A 20906-nucleotide genomic window follows, 5' to 3' on the forward strand; every position below is an offset into this window, starting at 1 on the left:
ACGGCAGAAAGGCGGACGCCCCATGCGCCGTACGACGCTTCCCCGCACCACCGTCACCGCCGCCGCGGCAGCGGCCCTCCTCCTCACGGGCTGCACCACGCGGGACGGCGGCGGAAGCCCGGGGAGTGGCGCGGCCTCCCCACCGGCGTCCGGGCCGGTGTCCTCGCCCGCGAGCCCGTCCGCCTCGCCCCCGGCGTCCGCCTCGGGATCACCCTCCGCGCCCACCTCCGGGCCGTCGTCACCCACGACGGCCCGCTGCGCCGACCGCGCCGAACTCGGCGCCGCCGACTCCGGCCGCACCCTCTGCCTGAAGACGGGCGGGCAGGTCCGCCTCACCCTGGACGGCACCAGGGACCGCCCGTGGTCGCCGGTCCGTACGACCGGCGGCGCGCTGCGCGCGGCCAACGCGGGCATCGTCATCCTGCCGGGCGACGCGGTGGCCGCCTTCGACGCCGTCGCCCCGGGCACCGCGCGCCTGACCTCGTCCCGGCCCGCGTGCGCCACCGGCGGTGGGGGCGTCTCGTGCAAGGGAGTCCAGGAGTGGACGGTCACCGTGAAGGTGACGCGGCCATGAGGTCCGCGCCGCCGCTCATCCCGCCAGGTAGCGCACCTGGTCCCAGAGGACGGGGTCCACGACCCCCACCCGGCGCCGGAAGTCCCACACCGGCACCTCCCGCACCTCGTCGGTCTCCAGGAAGCTGGTCCGCCCCTGCGCGTCCCCCACCGAGCCCGGCGGGAGCGGGATGACCCCGGACCGCTCGTCGTGGTACTTGCTGGTGATCTTGGCGACCCTGGCCCGCTTGCCGTGCACGGAGAGCACCAGACAGGGGCGGTCCTTGACCCCCGCGCCGTTGTCGAACGGCACGTTCGCCCACCAGATCTCCGCCGGCCGCGGACGCGCCGCGGCCCGTCCGGCCGGGCGCCCGGGAGGCCGCGTCCGCCGCCCCTCGGGCCGGCGGCCCCGCCCCCAGCCGTCGACGAGCGTGGCGACGAGCGCGAGCAGCACCACCGCCGCGAGCGCGAGCCACCAGGACGTGTCCATGGGGACGACGTTACCGGCGTGCGATGCCCGGCGCGCGCCCTTCTCCGCGCTACCCGCGCCCCACGTCCAGCCGAACCGGTGACACCACAGGTGAGTTCGCCCACAACAGCCCTTGGTGGAGGAGCTACCGGAGGTTTTGCGCCTTACTCTCGACGGACCGCACGACCCCCGTCACTGTCTGTTCGATGTTTCCCGCCAGCGGAGGTTTCTGCTCCATGAAGCTCACCGTCGTCGGCTGCTCGGGGTCGTTCCCGTCCGCGGAATCGGCCTGCTCGAGCTACCTCGTCGAGGCCGACGGCTTCCGGCTGCTCCTCGACATGGGCAACGGCGCCCTGGGCGAGCTGCAGCGCCACTGCGGTCTCTACGACCTCGACGCGATCTTCCTGAGCCATCTGCACGCCGACCACTGCATCGACATGCTCGCGTACTTCGTCGCGCGCTACTACCGGTACGACGGCGGCCGCTGCGACCCCCTCCCGGTCTACGGACCCGAGGGCACCGAGCACCGGCTCACCACCGCCTACGCCGACACCCCGACCGCCTCGTCCATGAGCGAGGTCTTCGACTTCCACACGGTGAAGCCGGGCACCTTCGACATCGGCCCGTTCACCGTGCACACCGAGCGGGTCGCCCACCCCGTGGAGGCGTACGGCATCCGGATCGAGCACGGCGGCAGGACGCTGACGTACTCCGGCGACTCCGGCCCCAGCGACGTGCTGGAGGAACTCGCCCGGGACGCCGACCTGTTCCTGTGCGAGGCCGCCTTCACGCACGGCAAGGAGGACATCCCCGACCTCCATCTGAACGGCCGCGAGGCGGGCGAGACGGCCGCCCGGGCCGACGCCCGGAGCCTGCTGCTCACCCACATCCCCCCGTGGACCGACCCGCAGATCAACCTCGCGGACGCCCGCGCGGTCTACGGCGGCCCTGTCGAACTGGCGGCGCCCAGGGCGTCGTACGAGATCTGAGGCCCGTACGGCCGAGGCCGCGATCCGAGCCCCGGCAACGGCCGCGGCCCCGGAACGGAGACGTTCCGGGGCCGTCGTGGTGCCGCTGCCGTGGACTACACGGTCGCCGTGGCCTACTTGGCCTCGGCCTTCTGGAGTTCCGCGAGCTCCTCGTCGGACTCGCGGCCCGGCGTGGGCAGGTTGAACCGGACGATCGCGAAGCGGAAGACCGCGTAGTAGACGACCGCGAAGCACAGACCCACCAGGACCAGGCCCCACGGGTTGCTCGCGATGCCGAGGTTCAGCCCGAAGTCGATCGCGCCCGCCGAGAAGCCGAAGCCGTCCTTCATGCCGAGCGCCCACGTCAGCGCCAGAGATATGCCGGTGAGCACCGCGTGGATGGCGTACAGGACCGGCGCGATGAACATGAACGTGAATTCGATCGGCTCGGTCACGCCCGTCACGAACGAGGTCAGCGCGACCGAGACCATCATGCCGCCGACCACCTTGCGGCGCTCCGGACGGGCGCAGTGCACGATCGCCAGGCACGCCGCCGGCAGACCGAACATCATGATCGGGAAGAAGCCGGTCATGAACTGGCCCGCGGTCGGGTCGCCGGCCAGGAAGCGGGCGATGTCACCGCTCTTGCCGTGGTAGTCGCCCGCCTGGAACCACGGGAACGAGTTGAGCAGGTGGTGCATCCCGATCGGGATCAGCGCGCGGTTGGCCACACCGAAGATGCCGGCGCCGACCGCGCCCGAACCCACCAGCCACTCACCGAAGTTGTGCAGGCCCGTGCCGAGGACCGGCCAGATGTAGCCGAAGACGATGCCGAGGAGCAGGCCCGCGAAGGCGGACAGGATCGGGACCAGCCGGCGGCCGCCGAAGAAGCCCGCCCAGTCCGGCAGCTTGGTGCGGTAGAAGCGCTGGTACAGCAGGGCCACCACGAGACCCATGACCACACCGCCGAGGACCTTCGCGTCCACCGGGGCGTTCACCATGACGACCTTGCCGTCGACGGCCTGCGCCACCTTCGGCAGGTTCTTGTCGGTGAACGTGCCCAGCACGTTCTTGAAGACCAGGTAGCCTACGACTGCCGCGAGAGCGGTGGAACCGTCCGACTTCTTGGCGAAGCCGATCGCGATGCCCACGGCGAACAGCAGCGCCATGTTGTCGAGGATCGCGTTGCCGCCGGCCGCCATGAAGCCCGCGATCTTCGTCAGGAAGGCCGGGAAGTCCGGGCGACCGAGCATGTCGGTGTTGCCGAGGCGCACCAGGAGAGCGGCGGCGGGCAGGACCGCCACCGGCAGCATGAGGCTGCGGCCGATGCGCTGCAGCACGGCCATCACGCCGGCGCCCTTCTTCTTGTCGGCCGCGGGAGCGGCGGTGGCCGTGGTCATGACGTCCTCCAGTGGGCATGGCGCCGCCCGGGACCAAGGGGGACGGCGGCGTCTGTGGTCTACACCACTCAGTGGTGTAGACCTGTTGTAGCACGATGAAGGGCGGGTAAGGAACCCGCGATTCCCGCTACCGAACCACTACGCGCCGTACCCGCCGCAGGCCCGCCCGCGAGGCGGCGACGAGGCGGCGGCGGGGGAGCCGCGAGTAGGCGGAGGACGGGGCCCCCGGGACCCCCGACCGCGTTTGGCCCCCGTCCGCAAGGTGGTGTAGACCGGTCGGTCAAGAATGCGGTTCGGATCAGGGAGAAGGAACATGGCCAGCAAGGCTGAGAAGATCGTCGCCGGGCTCGGCGGCATCGACAACATCGACGAGATCGAGGGCTGCATCACCCGCCTGCGCACCGAGGTCAACGACCCCTCACTGGTCGACGAAGCCGCACTCAAGGCCGCCGGCGCCCACGGCGTCGTCAAGATGGGCACCGCCATCCAGGTCGTCATCGGCACCGACGCCGACCCGATCGCCGCGGAGATCGAGGACATGATGTGAACACGTGAACCCCGGACCCGCTCCGGGATTCACTCCTCGGGGCTCCTTCCCACCGCGGAAGGAGCCCCGACGCCCGAGGGGGCTAGGCTCGAGGCCATGTCTCGAATCGACGGCCGCACCCCCGAACAGCTCCGCCCGGTCACCATCGACCGCGGCTGGAGCAAGCACGCCGAGGGCTCCGTCCTCGTCTCCTTCGGCGACACCAAGGTCTTCTGCACCGCCTCCGTCACCGAAGGGGTCCCGCGCTGGCGCAAGGGCAGCGGCGAGGGCTGGGTCACCGCGGAGTACGCCATGCTGCCCCGCTCCACCAACACCCGCGGCGACCGCGAGTCCGTCCGGGGCAAGATCGGCGGCCGCACCCACGAGATCTCCCGCCTCATCGGCCGCTCCCTGCGCTCGGTCGTGGACTACAAGGCACTCGGCGAGAACACCATCGTCCTCGACTGCGACGTCCTCCAGGCCGACGGCGGCACGCGCACGGCGGCCATCACCGGCGCGTACGTCGCCCTGGCCGACGCCGTCGCCTGGGCCCAGCGCAAGAAGCTGATCAAGGCCGGCCGCCAGCCGCTGACCGGCACCGTCAGCGCGGTCTCGGTCGGCATCGTCGCCGGCGTCCCACTGCTCGACCTCTGCTACGAGGAAGACGTCCGGGCCGACACCGACATGAACGTCGTCTGCACCGGCGACGGCCGCTTCGTCGAGGTCCAGGGCACCGCGGAGGCCGAGCCCTTCGCCCGCGACGAACTCAACGCCCTGCTCGACCTCGCCGTCGCCGGCTGCAGCGACCTGGCCACCATCCAGCGCACGGCCCTCGAGGCGACCCTCACCCAGTAACCCGACGGCACAAGGTAAAGGGCGCCCCAAGAAGCCCGCCCGCTCCGGGCAACCCGCCCGGCCCCTCCCGCGTCCCTACCGGTACGGGCGTACGGCCCACCGCCGTACGCCCGGCCACGCACCACGCACGGGACCGCCCCCGCGGCGGCCGCACACGGGGAGGGAACCCAGCCATGGCCGCGAGCCGACGCCGACGCCCGGGCCGCACCACCGCCATCGCCGCCGCGGCGGCCGCCGTCGCACTCACCGGCGCGGCCCTCACCGGCTGTGGCGCGGTCGACAGGGCCCTGGACTGCGTCCAGACCGCCGACTCCATCGCCGACAGCGTCACCGACCTCCAACAGGCCGTCGAGAACGCGGCGAACGACCCCACCCAGGCCGACGAGTCCCTCACCGCCATCGAGAAGGACCTGGGCAAGATCGGCGACCGGACCGACAACGCCGACGTCAACAAGGCCGTCGACCACCTGAACAAGGCCGTCCACAACGTCCGTACCGCGATCAGGAACGGCGACCGGACTCCGGACATCACCCCGGTCACGGACGCGGCCGGCGAACTGACCAAGGTCTGCACACCGTAGGCGGGAGGGCAGGCACCGCCCGGACCGTGTGGCCCCTGGCGCCGCCGGGACCGCGCGCTCCGGGCCGCCCGCGGCCGCTTCGGACCGCCCGCTCCGGGCCGCTCGGGACCGCCCGCGATACTGGACGGCATGACCCGCTTGATCCTCGCCACCCGCAACGCCGGAAAGATCACCGAACTCAGGGCGATCATCGCCGACGCAGGCCTGCACCACGAACTGATCGGCGCCGACGCCTACCCCGACGTCCCCGACGTCAAGGAGACCGGCGTCACCTTCGCCGAGAACGCCCTGCTCAAGGCCCACGCCCTGGCCCAGGCGACCGGCCTGCCCGCGGTGGCGGACGACTCCGGCCTCTGCGTCGACGTCCTCGGCGGCGCCCCCGGCATCTTCTCGGCCCGCTGGGCCGGCCGCCACGGCGACGACAAGGCCAACCTCGACCTGCTCCTGGCCCAGCTCGCCGACATCGACGAGGCCCACCGCGGCGCCCACTTCGCCTGCGCGGCGGCGCTCGCCCTGCCCGACGGCACGGAACGCGTCGTCGAGGGCCGCCTCACCGGCACCCTGCGCCACGCCCCCTCCGGCACCAACGGCTTCGGCTACGACCCGATCCTCCAGCCCGAAGGCGAGACCCGCACCTGCGCCGAACTGACCCCACCCGAGAAGAACGCCATCAGCCACCGCGGCAAGGCCTTCCGGGCGCTGGTACCGGTGGTACGGGAACTCCTGGGCTGACGACGACGAAGGCCCGGCTCATGTGTCCTCGAGCCGGGCCCCGAAGCGGCAGTGCGGCCGGAGGGACTCGAACCCTCACGGGAGTTACCCCACTGGGACCTAAACCCAGCGTGACTGCCAATTCCACCACGGCCGCCTGGTGTTGCCCGGCCATGTTACTGGCCGGGCAGCCCCGTCAGATCCCCAGATCCTTGATGATCTTGGCGACGTGGCCGGTCGCCTTGACGTTGTACAGGGCGCGTTCGACCTTGCCGTCCTCGCCGACGACGACCGTGGAGCGGATGACGCCGACGACCGTCTTGCCGTACAGCTTCTTCTCGCCGAAGGCGCCGTAGGCCTCCAGGACCTGCTTGTCGGGGTCGGCGAGCAGGGTGACGCGCAGGCTCTCCTTCTCGCGGAACTTCGCCAGCTTCTCGGGCTTGTCGGGGGAGATGCCGATGACGTCGTAGCCCGCGCCGGCCAGGAGCTCCAGGTTGTCGGTGAAGTCGCAGGCCTGCTTGGTGCATCCGGGCGTGAGGGCGGCCGGGTAGAAGTAGACGATGACCTTGCGGCCCTTGCGGTCGGCCAGGGACACCTCGGTGCCGTCGGCGTCGGGGAGGGTGAAGGCGGGGGCCGTGTCCCCGGGCTGGAGTCGCTCGGTCATCGGGGTCGTCTCCTCGTACGTCTGTTCAGTGAAGGTGCGGCGGCCATGCCGTCCCGGTCCGAGGGTATCCGGGGGTGCCGACAGTACGGTCGGACGCAGAGCTGACAGACTGTCCCGAACAGGCATCAGTTGACTTCGGAGGCGGAGCGGTGGCGGACACGGCGGACACCAGGACCCCGGCTGAGATCGAGGCGGACATCAGGCGCCGTCGCGAGGTGCTGGCCGAGACGCTCGACGAGATCGGGGTGCGCGTGCACCCGAAGACCATCGTCGGAGACGCCAAGGCCAAGGTCGTCTCCAACATCGACCACACGCTCGGCCGGGCCTATGTACAGGTCAACCGGGTCGTGACGGATGTGCGGGCGCAGTTCGTGGACGAGGAGGGCGCGCCCCGGCTGGAGCGGATCGTGCCGGTCGCGCTCGTCGCCGTCGGGATCGTCGGGCTGCTCGCCCTGGGTGTGCGGCGGAGCCGGGACTGACGCGGGGGCGGCGACCCACCGGCGTACGGATGTGCGGAAGGCAGGTAGGTTCGAGGGGTGAGCGCCAACAGACATGAGCACAGCACCCACCACGACAAGCTGCCCATCCGCATGCTGCACGACCGTGTGCTCGTGCGGCAGGACACCAGTGAGGGCGAGCGGCGTTCGGGCGGCGGCATCCTGATTCCGGCCACGGCTGCGGTGGGACGCCGGCTGGCCTGGGCGGAGGTCGTCGCGGTGGGGCAGAACGTCCGTACCGTCGAGGTCGGCGACCGGGTGCTGTACGACCCGGAGGACCGGGCCGAGGTGGAGGTGCGGGGCATCGCCTACGTGCTGATGCGCGAGCGCGATCTGCACGCGGTGGCCGCCGACCGCTTCGAGGGGTCGGAGGACTCCACCGGGCTGTACCTGTAGGACGCGCGGGCGGAGAACGGGAAGAGGGGCCGGTGACCTTGGTCACCGGCCCCTCTCGCGTTCCGTGTCGCCGGTCGGTGTCACCGTGGCCAGGCGGCCGGTGTGCCTCCGGTGCCCGTCGTCGTTCCCCCGTCGCCGTTCGTGCCGTCGGTGGTGGTGCCGGTGGTGTCGCCCGTGGTGCCGCCCGTGGTCGGGGTGGGACCGCCGTTCGTGCCGCCGGTGGTGCCGCCCGTCGTGCCGCCGGTGGCGGCCCCGCCGTTCGTGCCGTCGGTGGGGGTGCCGCCGGTGGTGCCGCCCGTGGTCGGGGTGGCGCCGGTGGTGCCGTCGGTGGGGGTGCCGGTCTGGCCCTGCGTCGCTCCCGCGTCCTGGCCCTGGGTGTCCTGGCCGCCGGTCGGGGGCCAGGTGCCGTCGTCGCCCTGCCCGCCGGTGCCCGGCGTCTGCCAGGGGTCGGTGGGCGGCGCCGGCGTCTCGTCGGCGCCGTTCTGGAGCTGGAGGTCGAAGTCGGTGGCCGGGGTGTCCTTCAGGGCGTCCCTGGTGAACTGGGACCAGATCTCGGTGGGCGCCCCGCTGCCGTTGATCCGGGGCAGGCCCAGCGCGCCGTAGAGCGGCTTGTGGGCGGCGGTGACCGGGTCCTGGCCCATCACGGAGACGACGGTGGCGAGGTCGGGGGTGTACCCGGCGAACCAGGCCGCGGTGTCCTCCTCGGCGGTGCCGGTCTTGCCGGCGGCGGGCCGGCCGACGGCCTGCGCGGGGGTGCCGGTGCCGTTCTGGACGACGCTCTGCAGCACCGCGGTGGTGGTGTCGGCGGCCTCCCGGCTGACCGCCTGCGAGGTGGTCCGCTGCGGCAGCTCGACGACCTCGTCGCCGCCCTTGGTGACCTTTTGGATCATCGTGTACGTGCCGCGTTCCCCGTGGTTGGCGAGCGTCGCGTACGCCTGCGCCATGTCGAGGACGCTGGCGGTGGCCGGGCCGAGGGCGATGGAGGGGGTGGCGGTCAGGTCGGGGGTGGTGGCGGGCAGACCGAGGGCGATCGCGGTCTCCTTCACCTTGTCGGGTCCGACGTCGACGGCCATCTGCGCGTACACCGAGTTGACGGACATGTCCGTCGCCTCGCGGGCGGTGATGTCGCCGTACGAGCGGCCGTCCTCGTTCTCGGGGGCGTAGGAGCCGTTCCAGCCCTCGACCGGGCGCTCGTTGGTGCCGTCGTAGACGGTGTTGGGGTTGATCATGCGGCCGTCCTGCGTCTCGGAGTGGTTCTGCACGGCCGAGGCGAAGACAAGCGGTTTGAAGGTGGAGCCGACCTGGAAGTCGCGGCGGGTGGCGTTGGGCGTGTACTGCTTGACGTAGTCGACGCCGTTGTACATCGCGACGACCTTGCCGGTCTTGGGGTCGATCGCGGCCCCGCCGGCGCGGACGTAGGAGTCCACCTTGCGGTTCTTCGGGTCGAGTCTGGCCATCAGCTGGTCGTCGACGGCCTTGACGAAGGCGTCCTGCTTGCTCTTCTCCAGGGTGGTGGTGATGCGGTAGCCGCCGGCGGCGAGCTGCTCCTCGTCGAGGATCTTGTTGCCGGTGAGGTAGTCCCGGATGATCCGGACCAGGTAGCCGCGCTGCCCGGACATCCCGGCGGAGACGCTGGACTCCTTCGGCATCGGGAAGGTGAGCCCGGCCCGCTCGGACCTGGCGAGCCAGCCCTGCTTGACCATGCCGTCCAGGACGTAGTTCCAGCGGGCCACGGCCGCGCTCTTGTTCTCCGGGTGGGCGACGACGTCGTACTCGCTGGGCGCGTTGACCAGCGCGGCGAGGTAGGCGGCGCGGGCCGGGTCGAGGTCGGTGGCCTTCCTGCCGTAGTAGGCCTGTGCGGCGGCCTGGATGCCGTAGGCGTTGCGGCCGAAGTAGCTGGTGTTGAGGTAGCCCTGGAGGATCTCGTCCTTGGTCTCGTTGCGGTCCAGCTTGATCGCGATGAAGAACTCCTTCACCTTGCGGGTGACGGTCTGTTCCTGGCCCAGGTAGTAGTTCTTGACGTACTGCTGGGTGATCGTGGAGCCGGACTGCCTGCCCTTGCCGGTGACGGTGTTCCAGCCGGCCCGCAGCATCGCCTGGGGGTCGACGGCGGACTCGGTGTAGAAGTCGCGGTCCTCGGCGGCCAGGACGGCGTGCTGGGCGTTCTTGGAGATCTGGGCGAGGCCGACGTTCTCCCGGTTGACCACGCCGTCGCGGGCGATCTCGGTGCCGTCGGCGTAGAGGTAGACGTTGCTCTGCTTGAGCGCGAGGGCGTTGGCGGGCGGGATCTTGACCAGGGAGTAGCCGAGGAAGAACCCGCCGATCAGCAGCAGGAGGGCGAGGAGGAAGCCGCCGAGCACCATGCGCCAGGTGGGCAGCAGCCGGCGGAGTCCGGTGCGTCCGGGGCGCCTGGCCGTTCCGCTCTCCGCCACGGTCGTCCCGCTCTCCGCCGCGGCTGCCTCGCTCCTCGCCGTGGCTGTCTCGCTCTTCGTCATGCGCGGGCCGGCCTCCGCCGCGGCTGTCCCGCCGTGCGCCACGCGCGGGATGACCGCCGTCGCGTCCGTCCCGTTGTCCGTCGCGTCCGTCCCGTTGTCCGTCGCGCGGTCCGCCGCGGGTGTCCCGCTCTCGATCGCGGCCTCCCCGCCCTCCTCAACGCCCGGGCCGCTCTTCGTCGATGCGGTCCCTCGGTCCGCCGCGGGCGTCCCGCTCTCCGGTGCGTCCGGGCCACCCTCCGCCGCGGGTGCCGTGTCCTCCGCCGAGGGTGCCGCGGGCGGCTCCTCGGAGACCGGGCCCTCCGCCGGTTCCCGCGGCTGCTGCGGCTGCGCCGGTTGCTGCGGCTGCGGCTCGTCGCTCATCTCGTGCGGGTACTCCTGTTTCGCGTCGTACGCCTCGTTAGCCCATATGCGCCTGCTGCGCCCCTGATGAAGACTCCCGCGCCCCGCGTTCCGTTCCCGGTCGAGGGAGATGGGTCCCGTCCGGAAAACGCGTGGCACGCCCACTCAGGTGCGCACTAAGCTCCTGCGCTTCGGTGTCGGCGGACCTTGGAGGGCGGTTGGCGTGGGCGCTGGACGGTTGTACACGGCCGTCGCGGCGGGCGGGTTCAGACGGTACGCGACGTATCGGGCGGCCACGGCGGCCGGGGTGTTCACGAACACGGTGTTCGGCCTCATCCTCGTGTACACGTATCTTGCGCTGTGGGACGCCCGGCCGCACCTCGGCGGATACGACCGCGCGCAGGCCGTGACGTACGTGTGGCTGGGGCAGGCGTTCCTCTCGACGCTCGCGATCGGGGGCGGCGGCGTCGAGGCCGAGTTGATGGAGCGCATCCGTACGGGTGATGTCGCGATCGACCTGTACCGGCCCGCGGACCTCCAACTGTGGTGGCTGGCCGCCGACCTGGGCCGGGCGGTGTTCCAGCTGCTGGGCCGGGGTGTGCTCCCCTTCGTCTTCGGGGCGCTGTTCTTCCCGGTGGCGCTGCCCACGGACGTGCGGACCTGGGTGGCGTTTCTGATCGCGGTGCTGCTGGGGATGCTGGTGAGCTTCGGGATCCGGTTCCTGGTGGCATTGAGCGCGTTCTGGCTGCTGGACGGCAAGGGGGCGCTGCAGATGATGATGATCACCGGGACCTTCTGCTCGGGGATGCTGCTGCCGCTGAACGTCTTCCCGGGCGTGCTCGGCGAAGTCGTACGGGTTCTGCCGTGGTCGTCCCTGCTCCAGGCGCCGGCGGACATTCTGCTGGGACGGGCCGGGGCACTGGGCACGTACGTCTTCCAGGGCGCGTGGGCGGTGACGCTGCTGCTGGCGGGGCGCCTGCTGCAGTCGGTGGCGACGCGGCGGGTGGTGGTCCAGGGTGGGTGAGACCCGCGCACCGGGCCCGCGCGCCACGGCGGAGGGGAGCGGCGACGGCCCCGCCGGCCTGCGTGCGCCGGCGGACGCGAGGAGCGGTCCCCTGGGCCGGCGCCGGCGTGCCCTGGCGGACGGGCTGCGGGCCTACCGGCTGATCGCCGGGATGTGGATCCGGTCCACGATGGCCTACCGGGCCTCGTTCGTGATGACCGCCTTCGGCAACTTAGCGGCGACCACGCTGGACTTCGTGGCGATCCTGCTGATGTTCTCCCGGGTCGACGGGCTCGCCGGCTGGCCGCTGCCCGACGTGGCTTTCCTCTACGGGCTCTCCGCCGTCGCGTTCGGGCTGGCCGACCTCGCGATCGGTTCGGTGGAGGGGCTGGGGCGGCGGGTCCGCGACGGCACGCTGGACCTGCTGTTCCTGCGGCCCGCGCCGGTGCTCGCGCAGCTCGCGGCGGACCGCTTCGCGCTGCGCCGCCTCGGCCGGATCACGCAGGGACTGCTCGTGCTGGGCTTCGCGCTGGTCGCGCTCGACGTGGACTGGACCCCGCTGAAGGTGCTGCTGATGCCGGTGACGGTGGTCAGCGGGGCGGTGATCTTCGGCGCGGTGTTCGTGGCCGGCTCGGCCTTCCAGTTCGTCGCGCAGGACGCCTCCGAGGTGCAGAACGCCTTCACCTACGGCGGGGTCACGCTGCTGCAGTACCCGCCGACGGTGTTCGCGAAGGAGCTGGTGCGCGGGGTGACCTTCGTACTGCCGCTGGCCTTCGTCAACTGGCTGCCGGCGACCTATGTGCTCGGGCGGCCGTATCCGCTCGCGCTGCCGGCCTGGATGGCGTTCGCGTCGCCCCTGGCGGCCGCGGGCTGCTGCGCGCTGGCGGGGCTGGCCTGGCGGGCGGGGCTGCGGTCGTACCGGAGCACGGGGAGCTGAAGGGGTGTGAGGACGTGACGGTGGACGGCCGTACGACGGCGGGCGGAGGCGGGCCGGTGGGCGGTGATGGGGCCGGGGGCGGTCGCGGATCCGGGGGCGGAGACGGGCCCGGGGGAGGCGGTGGGCCGGTGGGCGGCGGCTTCATCGAACTCGACCGGGTCGAGAAGGTCTTCGACGTGCGCAAGCGGACCGGGTTCCTCAGGAGCGAGCGGCGGCAGGTGCGGGCGGTGGACTCGCTCTCCTTCACCGTGGCGCGCGGCGAGATGGTCGGTTACATCGGCCCGAACGGCGCGGGCAAGTCGACCACGATCAAGATGCTCACCGGCATCCTGACCCCGAGCGGCGGCCGCCTGCGGGTCGCCGGCATCGACCCCGCACGCGAGCGGACGCGGCTCGCGCAGCGCATCGGCGTGGTGTTCGGCCAGCGTACGACCCTGTGGTGGGACCTGCCGCTGATCGACTCCTACCGGCTGGCGCACCGCATGTACCGCATCCCCGTGGCGCGTTACCGCGAGAACCTCGACCGCTGCGTCGAGCTGCTCGAACTGGGCGACCTGCTGGACGTGCCGGTCCGGCAGCTCTCGCTCGGGCAGCGGATGCGCGGTGACATCGCGGCGGCCCTGCTGCACGATCCGGAGGTGCTCTACCTCGACGAGCCGACGATCGGCCTGGACGTGATCAGCAAGGCGAGGGTCAGGGAGTTCCTGCGGGACCTGAACGCCGAGCGCGCCACCACGGTGCTGCTGACCACGCACGATCTGCAGGACATCGAGCAGCTGTGCTCGCGGGTCATGGTCATCGACCACGGGCGCCTGATGTACGACGGTCCGCTCGCCGGGCTGCACGAGGCGGGGGAGAGCGAGCGGACGCTGGTGGTCGACCTGGAGCGGGAGATGCCGCCCGTGGAGGTGCCGCCGGCGCGTGTGGTGCGCGTCGAGGGGCCCCGGCAGTGGCTGGCCTTCCCGGCGGGGGAGTCGGCCGCGCCGCTGGTGGCGCGGATCGCCGCCGCGTACCCGCTGGTGGACCTGTCCGTGCGGGAGCCGGACATCGAGGCGGTGATCGCCAAGATGTACGCCTCCGCCTCGGAACGCGCGGTCCCGTAGCCGCCCTGGCCCGCCGGCAGGGGGTGCCCGCGGCCGCCGGAACTCGTAGGCTGCTGTGCATGACCGACGATGCTCCGGAGCTGCGCGCCTCCGATGCCGATCGTGAACGAGTCGCCGAGATCCTGCGGGACGCCCTCGCCGAAGGGCGTCTGGACATGGGGGAGTTCGAGGAGCGGCTGGAAGCCACTTACAAGGCGCGCACGTACGGGGAGTTGGCGCCGATCACCCGGGACCTCCCGGCCGCCGGTGCCGCGGCTCCCGCCGTGCCGCTGAGCAAGGAGACGGCAGGGGAAGGGAGTTGGCCGGGGCGGATCACCGGTGGCGAGGGGTCCTCGGCGTGGGCGGTGGCCGTCATGTCCGGCTTCCAGCGCAAGGGCCGCTGGACGATGCCGAAGCGCTTCCACTGCTTCGCCTTCTGGGGCGGCGGCGAGATCGACCTGCGCGAGGCGGACTTCGCCGACCGCGAGGTGGAGATCAACTGCGTGGCGATCATGGGCGGAGTGCAGGTGATCGTGCCGCCCGGTGTCGAGGTCGTCGTGCGCGGCATCGGTGTCATGGGCGGCTTCGACCACAGCGAGGAGGGCGTGCCGCCGGAGCCGGGCGCCCCGCGCGTGGTGGTGACGGGCTTCGCCTTCTGGGGCGGCGTCGGGGTCGAGCGCAAGCTCACCAGGGCCGAACGCCTCCGCCTGAAGGACGAGCGCCGCCAGGAGCGCCTGGACCGCCGCACCGAACGCCGCGAACTCCAGTCCGCCCGCCGCGAGGAGCGCTGGGCGGCCCGCGAGCGGCGCAGGCAGGGGAACGGCCGCCCCTGAGGCCCCGGGATCCGGAGGCCCGGAGGCCCGGAGGCCCCGGAACCGGGAGTCCCGGAGACCCCAAGGCCCACACGCCGGAAGTCCCGGGAACGCCAAGGCCCGTATGCCGGGAAGCCCTGAGCCCCTCGGGCCAGGAGGCCCCGCGCCGCCTACAGCTCCGCTTGCCCCGCGCCCTTCAGGCTCTCCAGGTCGAAGACCTGCCCCATCTCCTGGAAGCCCAGATCACTCGGGTGCAGGTGGTCGCCCGAGTCGAAGTCGGGCCGCAGGCGACGCGGGTCGGCCGGGTCCCGCAGCGCCCGGTCGAAGTCGACCACCGCGTCGTACACCCGGCCCGCCCGGATCTGCGCGTTGATCTGCTGGCGGACCGCCTCACGGGCCTCCGTGTAGCCGCGGTGCCCCTGGAAGGGCATCAGCGTCGCGCCGACGACCTTCAGGCCGTGGGCGTGGGCCCGCCGTACGAGCGTGCGCAGTCCCTCGGTGATCCGCACCGGGTCGGCCAGTCGCGGGTTGCGCAGGATGTCGTTCACGCCGAGGTCGATGACGACGACCTTGACGTTCGTGCGCTCCAGCACGTCCCGCCCGAACCGGTTCAGGCCGCTGGGGTTGTCCGCGGGCCGTCCCAGCCCGTCCGCGAGCACCTGGTTGCCGCTGATGCCCTGGTTGACCACGCTGTAGCGCGGCACGTTCCGGCCCGCCTGCACCTCGGCCCGCAGCCGGTCGGAAAGCACGTCGGTCCAGCGGCGGTTGGCGTCCATGGTGGAGGTGATGCCGTCGGTGATCGAGTCGCCCAGGACGACGACCGTACCCACGGACTCGTTGCTGAGCACGTCCAGCGCGGTCAGGTAGCGCCAGTGATTCGTCCGCTCCGCGTACGGCACCCCGGTCACGTCCTCGGCGCGGTCGCCCTGGGCGACGTAGGAGATCTGACGCGCGTGCGGGTGGTACGTGACCGGGCCGGACGGGGTGGGGGAGTACGTGGTGACCAGGACGTTGCCGCCCTGCGGGACGGGGACGCGCACGGCGTCGCTCATCACCTGCCCGCCGGCCGGGACCACCACGGAGGCGGCGCCGGAGAAGGTGAGCCGCCGCATGGTGCCCGTCGTGGCGGCCGCGGTGTCACCCGCGGCGACGGCGAGCGAGGCGTGCGTGATGGTCAGCGGCGACTGGCCGTAGAGATTGGACAGCGTGATACGGGCACTCGTACCCCCGACGCTCGCGTGCACGACGTTGCGCACCGAGCGGCCCGCCAGGCCCGCGGTCTCCGTGCCCGGCTCGGCGCCGGCCGGCGAGGTGGACCAGGTGCCCACCCAGGTGCCGGTGGAGGCCGGGGCGGCCGGATTGCGCGGGGCGCGGTCGGCGGCGACGGAGTGCGGGGGCGTGCCGTCGTCGGAGACGACGGAGACGTAGAAGGCGGTCGACAGGACCGCGATCAGCGCGACGATGGCGGCCGGCAGGGCGCGGTGTTTGGCGGGGGCTGCGGGCAGCGGCTGCTGCGTGGCCGGCCCCACGCCGCCGACGTGACGCTTGGTCATGCGGGCGTTGTTCTCCTCGGGCGATGGGAGCCCGGGGCTCCGATCTGATGAGTTCATGATGCGTCATGAACGCGGGGGAGTTGACAGGGCCCTGCCTGATTCTCCCCCACCGACAGACGCCGGGAACTCCGGTTCCGTTCCGGAAGTAGCTCAGCAAGGGACAATTGTGTGCGGGATCACCGGACAGGTGGAGCGTATGGAACGGACGACACCGGAATCAGCGACCGATCGGGCGACGGACGCCGCCCCGGACCGCGCGCCCCAGCAGGCGGCCGCGCAGGCGGCCTCGTACCGCGCGATGACCGTGTTCAGCGCCGCCGACGAGGAGCGCCGGCGCGGGGTGCGCCGGATGAAGCTGACCGCGACCGGGCTGCTGCTGGCCGTGGCCGTCGTGTACGTCCTCGCCAAGTGGGGCCAGAGCGCGGGCGCCGGCGGATGGACGGCGTACGTCGCGGCGGCCGCCGAGGCGGGCATGGTCGGTGCGCTGGCCGACTGGTTCGCGGTCACCGCCCTCTTCCGCCACCCCCTCGGCCTGCCCATCCCGCACACCGCGATCATCCCCACCAAGAAGGACCAGCTCGGCATCTCCCTGGGTGAGTTCGTCGGGGAGAACTTCCTCTCGGAGGACGTCGTGCGCCAGCGGCTGCGCGCCGTCGGCATCGGCAGCCGCCTCGGCTCCTGGCTCGCCGTCCCCGAGCACGCCGACCGCGTGACGGCGGAGCTGGCCACCGCGCTGCGCGGCGCCCTGACGGTGCTGCGCGACTCCGACGTCCAGGCGGTGGTCGGCGAGGCGATCACCCGCCGGGCCAACGCCCAGGAGATCGGCCCCGGCATCGGCAAGATGCTGGAGAAGGTCGTCGCCGACGGCGGCCACAAGCGGGTCGTCGACCTCGTCGTCTCCCGCGCGCACGACTGGCTGGTGCTGCACAGCGACTCCGTGATGGACGCCGTGCAGGGCGGCGCGCCCGGCTGGACGCCGAGGTTCGTCGACAAGAAGGTCGGCGAGCGGGTCTACAAGGAACTGCTGCGCTTCACCACCGAGATGCGCGACATGCCCTCCCACCCGGCGCGCGGCGCCCTCGACCGGTTCCTCACCGACTTCGCCGGCGACCTCCAGTCCGACACCGAGACCCGCGCCCGGGTCGAACGGCTCAAGGGCGAGGTGCTCGGCCGCGGCGAGGTGCAGGACCTGATCGCCTCCGCCTGGACGGCCGTACGATCCATGATCGTCTCGGCGGCGGAGGACGAGCGCAGCGAGCTGCGGACGCGGGTCCGCGCCTCCCTGCTGTCCCTGGGCGCCCGCACGGCGGTCGACTCCCGGGCACAGGGCAAGGTCGACCGCTGGGTCGAGGGCGCGGCGGTGTACGTGGTCACGACCTACCGCAAGGAGATCACCTCCCTGATCACCGACACGGTCGCGAGCTGGGACGCCGAGCACACCACCCGCAAGATCGAGGCCCACATCGGCCGCGACCTCCAGTTCATCCGCATCAACGGCACGGTCGTGGGCTCCCTGGCGGGCCTGCTGATCTACGCGGTGTCGCGGGCGGTGGGGGCGTGAGGGGGCTTTCGGGCGCGGTCAGCAAGTTGAGCCCGTCCGGCGATTGAGGACGAGGCCGTTCAGGCCGAAGCGGGGGGTCTGGGGGCGGCAGCCCCCTGGGACGGCACACCGACCCAGGGTGACCACTCACCGGCGTACACCGCGCACCGGCGTACACCACTCCCCGGCGTACACCGCGCACCGGCGTGGCCAACCCCCGGCGTAAAGCCGCAGCGCCCGGGCACCCGATGGTGGTTCCGCTCGCTGAGGAGGGAGCCCATGGCCACCACGCAGGCCGAGACCGGCCGAACCATCACCACCAACATCCCCGCCCGCCTCGACCGGCTGCCCTGGTCGCGCTGGCACTGGACGATCGTCATCGGTCTCGGCACCGTGTGGATCCTCGACGGTCTCGAAGTCACCGTCGTCGGCAACATCGCCGGCCGTCTGTCGGAGCCCGGCAGCGGCCTCGCCATCAGCTCCGCCCAGGTCACCGGTCTCGCCGCCGCCCTGTACGTGGCGGGTGCGTGCCTCGGAGCCCTGTTCTGGGGACGCCTGACCGACCGCTTCGGCCGTAAGAAACTGTTCATGATCACCCTGGCGGTCTATCTCGGGGCCACCGCGCTGACCGCGGTGTCCTTCAACGCCTGGTGGTTCCTCGCCTTCCGCTTCCTCACCGGCTTCGGCATCGGCGGCGAGTACGCGGCCATCAACTCCGCCATCGACGAGCTCATCCCGGCGAAGTACCGCGGCCGCGTCGACCTGATGATCAACGGCAGCTTCTGGGTGGGCGCCGTCGGCGGCTCCCTGCTGTCGATCTTCGCGCTGAACACCGACTTCCTGGCCGCGAACGTCGGCTGGCGGCTGACCTTCGCCCTCGGCGCCGTCCTCGCCCTGGTCATCCTGCTCGTACGGCGGCACGTCCCCGAGAGCCCGCGCTGGCTGCTGATCCACGGCAGGGATCGCGAGGCCGAAGAGGTGGTCTCCTCGATCGAGAGCCGGATCCGGGCCGAGCAGAGCGAACCGCTCCCGGAGCCGGACAGCGAGATCACCATCCACCAGCGCCGCAGCGTCTCCTTCCTGGAGATCGGCCGCACGGTCTTCGCCGACTACCGCAAGCGGGCCGTCCTCGGCTTCTCCCTCTTCATCGGCCAGGCGTTCCTCTACAACGCGATCACCTTCGGCTTCGGCGCGATCCTGACGAAGTTCTACGACGTCCCCGCCGACCACACCGGCTACTACTTCGCCGTCATCGCGGTCGGCAACTTCGCGGGCCCGCTGCTCCTCGGCAAGCTCTTCGACACGATCGGCCGCCGGGTGATGATCGCGTCGACGTACCTGCTCTCCGGTCTGCTGCTGTTCGGCACGGCCTGGCTGTTCGACCAGGGCGCGCTCGACGCCGGGACGCTCACGGCGTGCTGGTGCGCGGTGCTGTTCTTCGCCTCGGCCGGCGCCTCCAGCGCCTACCTGACCGTGTCCGAGGTCTTCCCGATGGAGACCCGGGCGATGTCCATCGCCTTCTTCTACGCCCTCGGCACCGCGGCCGGCGGCATCAGCGGCCCGCTGCTGTTCGCCGACCTGACCGGCACCGGCAAGGTCGGCGACACGGTCCTCGCCTTCGGGATCGGCGCGGTCCTGATGTGCGCGGCGGGCCTGGTGGCCGCGTTCCTCGCGGTCAACGCCGAGCGCCGTTCCCTGGAGGACATCGCCAAGCCGCTGACGGCGGTGTCGCAGAAGGCGAAGGCGGCGACCGCCGCCCGGGGCGGCATGACTCCCCCGTCTTCCCGCACGGCCTGACGAACACGGGGTCCTCCCGGGCCTCCGGGCTCCACGAGTGACGAGCGAGCAGCGGGCGTGACCCAGGTCACGCCCGCTGCTCGCGTGCTGCTGTCACACCCCGCGGCCGCGCTCCGTCGTATCTGTGCACCCATCAGGCGAAGCTGACACTCGCACAGGCTCAGACGCAGACCAGGGAGACCACGATGGAAGCACGCATCAACCTCTTCGGCAGCCCCGTCGCGACCAAGTTCCTCCGGTACATCAACTCGGCGGGCAAGGTCCTGTCGGACTCGACCCTCCCGGCGGCGACGCAGGAACTGGTGAAGCTCCGCGCCAGCCAGATCAACGGCTGCGGCTTCTGCACCGACATGCACTACAAGGACGCCGTGCACGCCGGGGAGAGCCCGTTGCGCCTCAACATGGTCGCCGCCTGGCGCGAGGCGAAGGTCTTCACGGAGGCCGAGCGCGCGGCCCTGGAACTGACCGAGCAGGGCACCCGCATCGCCGACGCGGCAGGCGGGGTCACCGACGCGGCCTGGGAGAACGCGGCCAAGCACTACGACGAGGCCCAGCTGGCCGCCCTGGTCGGCGCGATCGCCTTGATCAACGCCTACAACCGGATGAACGTCATCGTCCAGCAGCCGGCGGGCGACTACGAGCCGGGCATGTTCGACTGACCCGAGCGCCCGCCCATCCGGCGGCGACGGCCGGTCCCGAGGGGCGCGGCCGTCGTCGCCGCAGGACCGGTCTCCACCAGGGGCGCGGACGCACCAGCCCCGCATCCGGAGTTCGCTCCCTAGCTCGCTCCCTCTACGTCACCCGCGCCGGTCGGCGACGGCCCAGGAGGCCAGCGCCATGGCCCCGGCCACCCCGAACACGGACGGCCAGGCGCCGACCTTCTTGGCCAGGGGGTGCGACCCGGCGAAGGCGGCGACGTACGCGGCCGTGAGCGCCCCCGCGGCCTTGCCGCCCGCCCGCTCCTGCCACTGCCGCGCGGCCGCGGCTCCGGCGACGGCCAGCACGGCCCCGCCCAGCGGCCGCTTCCGCGTCCAGCGCGCCACGCCGTACCCGCCGACCAGCCCGCCCGCGGCGACCACCGCGCTCGGAACCTTCGCCATGAGATGCCTCCTACGTCCCGTTTCGGATGGCGTGAAGGTTATCCATGGATCGCGATCCACCCCGAACCTGAGCCTTCGCTTGTCAACTTTCCTCCTCCGCGCTATATAAGAAGCCGTAGGGCATCGCACCCAGTACCGACGAAGGGAGTGACCTGTGATGCTCATGCGCACCGACCCGTTCCGCGACCTCGACCGACTCGCGCAGCAGGTCTTCGGTTCCACCACCCGCCCGGCCGCGATGGCGATGGACGCCTACCGGTCCGGTGACGACTTCATCGTCCACTTCGACCTTCCGGGTGTGGACCCCGAGACCATCGACCTGGACGTCGAACGCAACGTGCTCAATGTCCGCGCCGAGCGCCGCAATCCGGCCCCGGAGGGCGCGGAGATGCTCGTCGCCGAACGCCCGACGGGCACCTTCACCCGCCAGCTCTTCCTCGGCGAGACCCTCGACACGGAGCGCATCGACGCGTCCTACGCGTCCGGCGTCCTGACCTTGCGCATCCCGGTGGCCGAGCAGGCCAAGCCGCGCAAGATCCAGATCACCGGGGGCGACGACCGCAGGCAGCTCAGCGGCTGACCGCACCCCGCCGAAAGCGTCCCGCAGGCCCGGCCTCGCCTGCGGGACG

At 71.9% G+C, this 20906-nt stretch carries 22 protein-coding genes and 1 tRNA gene; 16 read left to right on the plus strand and 7 right to left on the minus strand.

The features are described from left to right. Positions 1-22: 22 nt before the first annotated feature. Positions 23-574 (plus strand): hypothetical protein, encoded by a 552-nt coding sequence (locus ACIQ9G_RS00525; protein WP_403604128.1) that lies wholly within the window; start codon positions 23-25, stop codon positions 572-574. Between the two features lie 15 nt (positions 575-589). Here the strand turns inward: ACIQ9G_RS00525 and ACIQ9G_RS00530 are convergent, their stop codons facing one another. Next, positions 590-1042 (minus strand): type II toxin-antitoxin system PemK/MazF family toxin, encoded by a 453-nt coding sequence (locus ACIQ9G_RS00530; protein WP_403604131.1) that lies wholly within the window; start codon positions 1040-1042, stop codon positions 590-592. Between the two features lie 215 nt (positions 1043-1257). Here ACIQ9G_RS00530 and ACIQ9G_RS00535 point away from each other — a divergent pair, with 215 nt between their 5' ends. Further along, positions 1258-2010: an MBL fold metallo-hydrolase gene (locus ACIQ9G_RS00535; RefSeq protein ID WP_403604134.1), complete on the plus strand. Its 753-nt coding sequence runs from the start codon at positions 1258-1260 to the stop codon at positions 2008-2010. A 113-nt stretch (positions 2011-2123) separates the two neighbouring features. Here the strand turns inward: ACIQ9G_RS00535 and ACIQ9G_RS00540 are convergent, their stop codons facing one another. Next, on the minus strand, positions 2124-3389 hold the full coding sequence (locus ACIQ9G_RS00540) for a PTS transporter subunit EIIC (RefSeq protein ID WP_403604137.1): 1266 nt from the start codon (positions 3387-3389) through the stop codon (positions 2124-2126). 313 nt (positions 3390-3702) lie between these two features. Here ACIQ9G_RS00540 and ACIQ9G_RS00545 point away from each other — a divergent pair, with 313 nt between their 5' ends. From ACIQ9G_RS00545 to rdgB, 4 genes are all read left to right on the plus strand, one after another. Continuing rightward, positions 3703-3936, plus strand: a complete 234-nt coding sequence (locus ACIQ9G_RS00545) for a glucose PTS transporter subunit EIIB (RefSeq protein ID WP_055495256.1) — start codon at positions 3703-3705, stop codon at positions 3934-3936. A gap of 96 nt (positions 3937-4032) precedes the next feature. After that, positions 4033-4770 carry a ribonuclease PH gene (rph, locus tag ACIQ9G_RS00550; RefSeq protein WP_403604141.1) on the plus strand — a complete coding sequence of 246 codons (738 nt, stop codon included), beginning with the start codon at positions 4033-4035 and terminating at the stop codon, positions 4768-4770. Between the two features lie 173 nt (positions 4771-4943). After that, complete coding sequence (locus tag ACIQ9G_RS00555; RefSeq protein ID WP_403604144.1) at positions 4944-5351, plus strand: hypothetical protein; 408 nt, start codon at positions 4944-4946, stop codon at positions 5349-5351. 129 nt (positions 5352-5480) lie between these two features. Next, positions 5481-6083: an RdgB/HAM1 family non-canonical purine NTP pyrophosphatase gene (rdgB, locus tag ACIQ9G_RS00560; RefSeq protein WP_356193015.1), complete on the plus strand. Its 603-nt coding sequence runs from the start codon at positions 5481-5483 to the stop codon at positions 6081-6083. Positions 6084-6135: 52 nt separating this feature from the next. On the opposite strand, the gene ACIQ9G_RS00565 is transcribed toward rdgB, so the two are convergent. Together ACIQ9G_RS00565 and bcp are read right to left on the minus strand one after the other, a co-directional pair. Next, positions 6136-6219: transfer RNA gene (locus tag ACIQ9G_RS00565), tRNA-Leu, on the minus strand. Positions 6220-6258: 39 nt separating this feature from the next. Continuing rightward, entirely contained in the window at positions 6259-6726 is a 468-nt protein-coding gene (bcp, locus tag ACIQ9G_RS00570; protein ID WP_403604147.1) for a thioredoxin-dependent thiol peroxidase, read from the minus strand. 149 nt (positions 6727-6875) lie between these two features. On the opposite strand from bcp, the gene ACIQ9G_RS00575 reads away from it, so the two are divergent. Continuing rightward, positions 6876-7205 (plus strand): DUF3618 domain-containing protein, encoded by a 330-nt coding sequence (locus tag ACIQ9G_RS00575; protein WP_392195033.1) that lies wholly within the window; start codon positions 6876-6878, stop codon positions 7203-7205. A gap of 57 nt (positions 7206-7262) precedes the next feature. After that, the gene (locus ACIQ9G_RS00580; RefSeq protein WP_403604150.1) at positions 7263-7619 is read left to right on the plus strand and encodes a GroES family chaperonin; all 357 of its coding nucleotides are present in this window, start codon (positions 7263-7265) and stop codon (positions 7617-7619) included. An 80-nt stretch (positions 7620-7699) separates the two neighbouring features. Here ACIQ9G_RS00580 and ACIQ9G_RS00585 read toward each other — a convergent pair whose 3' ends face one another. Beyond that, positions 7700-10474: a transglycosylase domain-containing protein gene (locus tag ACIQ9G_RS00585; protein ID WP_403604153.1), complete on the minus strand. Its 2775-nt coding sequence runs from the start codon at positions 10472-10474 to the stop codon at positions 7700-7702. Between the two features lie 202 nt (positions 10475-10676). On the opposite strand from ACIQ9G_RS00585, the gene ACIQ9G_RS00590 reads away from it, so the two are divergent. The 4 genes from ACIQ9G_RS00590 to ACIQ9G_RS00605 all read left to right on the plus strand — a co-directional run bounded on the left by ACIQ9G_RS00590 (position 10677) and on the right by ACIQ9G_RS00605 (position 14308). Next, positions 10677-11477 carry an ABC transporter permease gene (locus tag ACIQ9G_RS00590; protein WP_403604156.1) on the plus strand — a complete coding sequence of 267 codons (801 nt, stop codon included), beginning with the start codon at positions 10677-10679 and terminating at the stop codon, positions 11475-11477. Between the two features lie 91 nt (positions 11478-11568). After that, positions 11569-12393 (plus strand): ABC transporter permease, encoded by an 825-nt coding sequence (locus ACIQ9G_RS00595; RefSeq protein WP_403606677.1) that lies wholly within the window; start codon positions 11569-11571, stop codon positions 12391-12393. Between the two features lie 128 nt (positions 12394-12521). Further along, positions 12522-13496, plus strand: a complete 975-nt coding sequence (locus ACIQ9G_RS00600) for an ATP-binding cassette domain-containing protein (RefSeq protein ID WP_403604159.1) — start codon at positions 12522-12524, stop codon at positions 13494-13496. A gap of 59 nt (positions 13497-13555) precedes the next feature. Beyond that, entirely contained in the window at positions 13556-14308 is a 753-nt protein-coding gene (locus tag ACIQ9G_RS00605) for a DUF1707 domain-containing protein (RefSeq protein ID WP_403604162.1), read from the plus strand. 149 nt (positions 14309-14457) lie between these two features. On the opposite strand, the gene ACIQ9G_RS00610 is transcribed toward ACIQ9G_RS00605, so the two are convergent. Further along, entirely contained in the window at positions 14458-15840 is a 1383-nt protein-coding gene (locus ACIQ9G_RS00610; RefSeq protein WP_403604165.1) for an SGNH/GDSL hydrolase family protein, read from the minus strand. Between the two features lie 196 nt (positions 15841-16036). Between ACIQ9G_RS00610 and ACIQ9G_RS00615 the strand changes: the two genes are divergently transcribed. The 3 genes from ACIQ9G_RS00615 (at position 16037) to ACIQ9G_RS00625 (ending at position 19836) form a co-directional block, all read left to right on the plus strand. Beyond that, positions 16037-17401, plus strand: a complete 1365-nt coding sequence (locus ACIQ9G_RS00615) for a DUF445 domain-containing protein (RefSeq protein WP_403604168.1) — start codon at positions 16037-16039, stop codon at positions 17399-17401. A gap of 258 nt (positions 17402-17659) precedes the next feature. Beyond that, positions 17660-19177, plus strand: coding sequence for an MFS transporter (locus ACIQ9G_RS00620; protein ID WP_403604171.1), 1518 nt, complete (start codon positions 17660-17662; stop codon positions 19175-19177). Positions 19178-19362: 185 nt separating this feature from the next. After that, the gene (locus tag ACIQ9G_RS00625; RefSeq protein WP_403604174.1) at positions 19363-19836 is read left to right on the plus strand and encodes a carboxymuconolactone decarboxylase family protein; all 474 of its coding nucleotides are present in this window, start codon (positions 19363-19365) and stop codon (positions 19834-19836) included. A gap of 138 nt (positions 19837-19974) precedes the next feature. Here ACIQ9G_RS00625 and ACIQ9G_RS00630 read toward each other — a convergent pair whose 3' ends face one another. Then, a complete protein-coding gene (locus ACIQ9G_RS00630) occupies positions 19975-20277 on the minus strand; it encodes a hypothetical protein (protein WP_356195630.1) in 303 nt (100 codons plus the stop codon). Between the two features lie 157 nt (positions 20278-20434). Here ACIQ9G_RS00630 and ACIQ9G_RS00635 point away from each other — a divergent pair, with 157 nt between their 5' ends. Next, on the plus strand, positions 20435-20857 hold the full coding sequence (locus tag ACIQ9G_RS00635; protein WP_403604177.1) for an Hsp20/alpha crystallin family protein: 423 nt from the start codon (positions 20435-20437) through the stop codon (positions 20855-20857). Positions 20858-20906 lie beyond the last annotated feature (49 nt).

The organism is Streptomyces sp. NPDC096152 (genome assembly GCF_044763235.1).
In the GTDB taxonomy this organism is placed as follows: domain Bacteria; phylum Actinomycetota; class Actinomycetes; order Streptomycetales; family Streptomycetaceae; genus Streptomyces.

Bases quoted from the DNA above. Each gene is read 5' to 3' on its own strand.
- ACIQ9G_RS00525 (WP_403604128.1), top strand. From the start codon at position 23: ATGCGCCGTACGACGCTTCCCCGCACCACCGTCACCGCCGCCGCGGCA.
- ACIQ9G_RS00530 (WP_403604131.1), bottom strand. From the start codon at position 1,042: ATGGACACGTCCTGGTGGCTCGCGCTCGCGGCGGTGGTGCTGCTCGCG.
- ACIQ9G_RS00535 (WP_403604134.1), top strand. From the start codon at position 1,258: ATGAAGCTCACCGTCGTCGGCTGCTCGGGGTCGTTCCCGTCCGCGGAA.
- ACIQ9G_RS00540 (WP_403604137.1), bottom strand. From the start codon at position 3,389: ATGACCACGGCCACCGCCGCTCCCGCGGCCGACAAGAAGAAGGGCGCC.
- ACIQ9G_RS00545 (WP_055495256.1), top strand. From the start codon at position 3,703: ATGGCCAGCAAGGCTGAGAAGATCGTCGCCGGGCTCGGCGGCATCGAC.
- rph (WP_403604141.1), top strand. From the start codon at position 4,033: ATGTCTCGAATCGACGGCCGCACCCCCGAACAGCTCCGCCCGGTCACC.
- ACIQ9G_RS00555 (WP_403604144.1), top strand. From the start codon at position 4,944: ATGGCCGCGAGCCGACGCCGACGCCCGGGCCGCACCACCGCCATCGCC.
- rdgB (WP_356193015.1), top strand. From the start codon at position 5,481: ATGACCCGCTTGATCCTCGCCACCCGCAACGCCGGAAAGATCACCGAA.
- bcp (WP_403604147.1), bottom strand. From the start codon at position 6,726: ATGACCGAGCGACTCCAGCCCGGGGACACGGCCCCCGCCTTCACCCTC.
- ACIQ9G_RS00585 (WP_403604153.1), bottom strand. From the start codon at position 10,474: ATGAGCGACGAGCCGCAGCCGCAGCAACCGGCGCAGCCGCAGCAGCCG.
- ACIQ9G_RS00605 (WP_403604162.1), top strand. From the start codon at position 13,556: ATGACCGACGATGCTCCGGAGCTGCGCGCCTCCGATGCCGATCGTGAA.
- ACIQ9G_RS00610 (WP_403604165.1), bottom strand. From the start codon at position 15,840: ATGACCAAGCGTCACGTCGGCGGCGTGGGGCCGGCCACGCAGCAGCCG.
- ACIQ9G_RS00615 (WP_403604168.1), top strand. From the start codon at position 16,037: ATGGAACGGACGACACCGGAATCAGCGACCGATCGGGCGACGGACGCC.
- ACIQ9G_RS00620 (WP_403604171.1), top strand. From the start codon at position 17,660: ATGGCCACCACGCAGGCCGAGACCGGCCGAACCATCACCACCAACATC.
- ACIQ9G_RS00625 (WP_403604174.1), top strand. From the start codon at position 19,363: ATGGAAGCACGCATCAACCTCTTCGGCAGCCCCGTCGCGACCAAGTTC.
- ACIQ9G_RS00630 (WP_356195630.1), bottom strand. From the start codon at position 20,277: ATGGCGAAGGTTCCGAGCGCGGTGGTCGCCGCGGGCGGGCTGGTCGGC.
- ACIQ9G_RS00635 (WP_403604177.1), top strand. From the start codon at position 20,435: ATGCTCATGCGCACCGACCCGTTCCGCGACCTCGACCGACTCGCGCAG.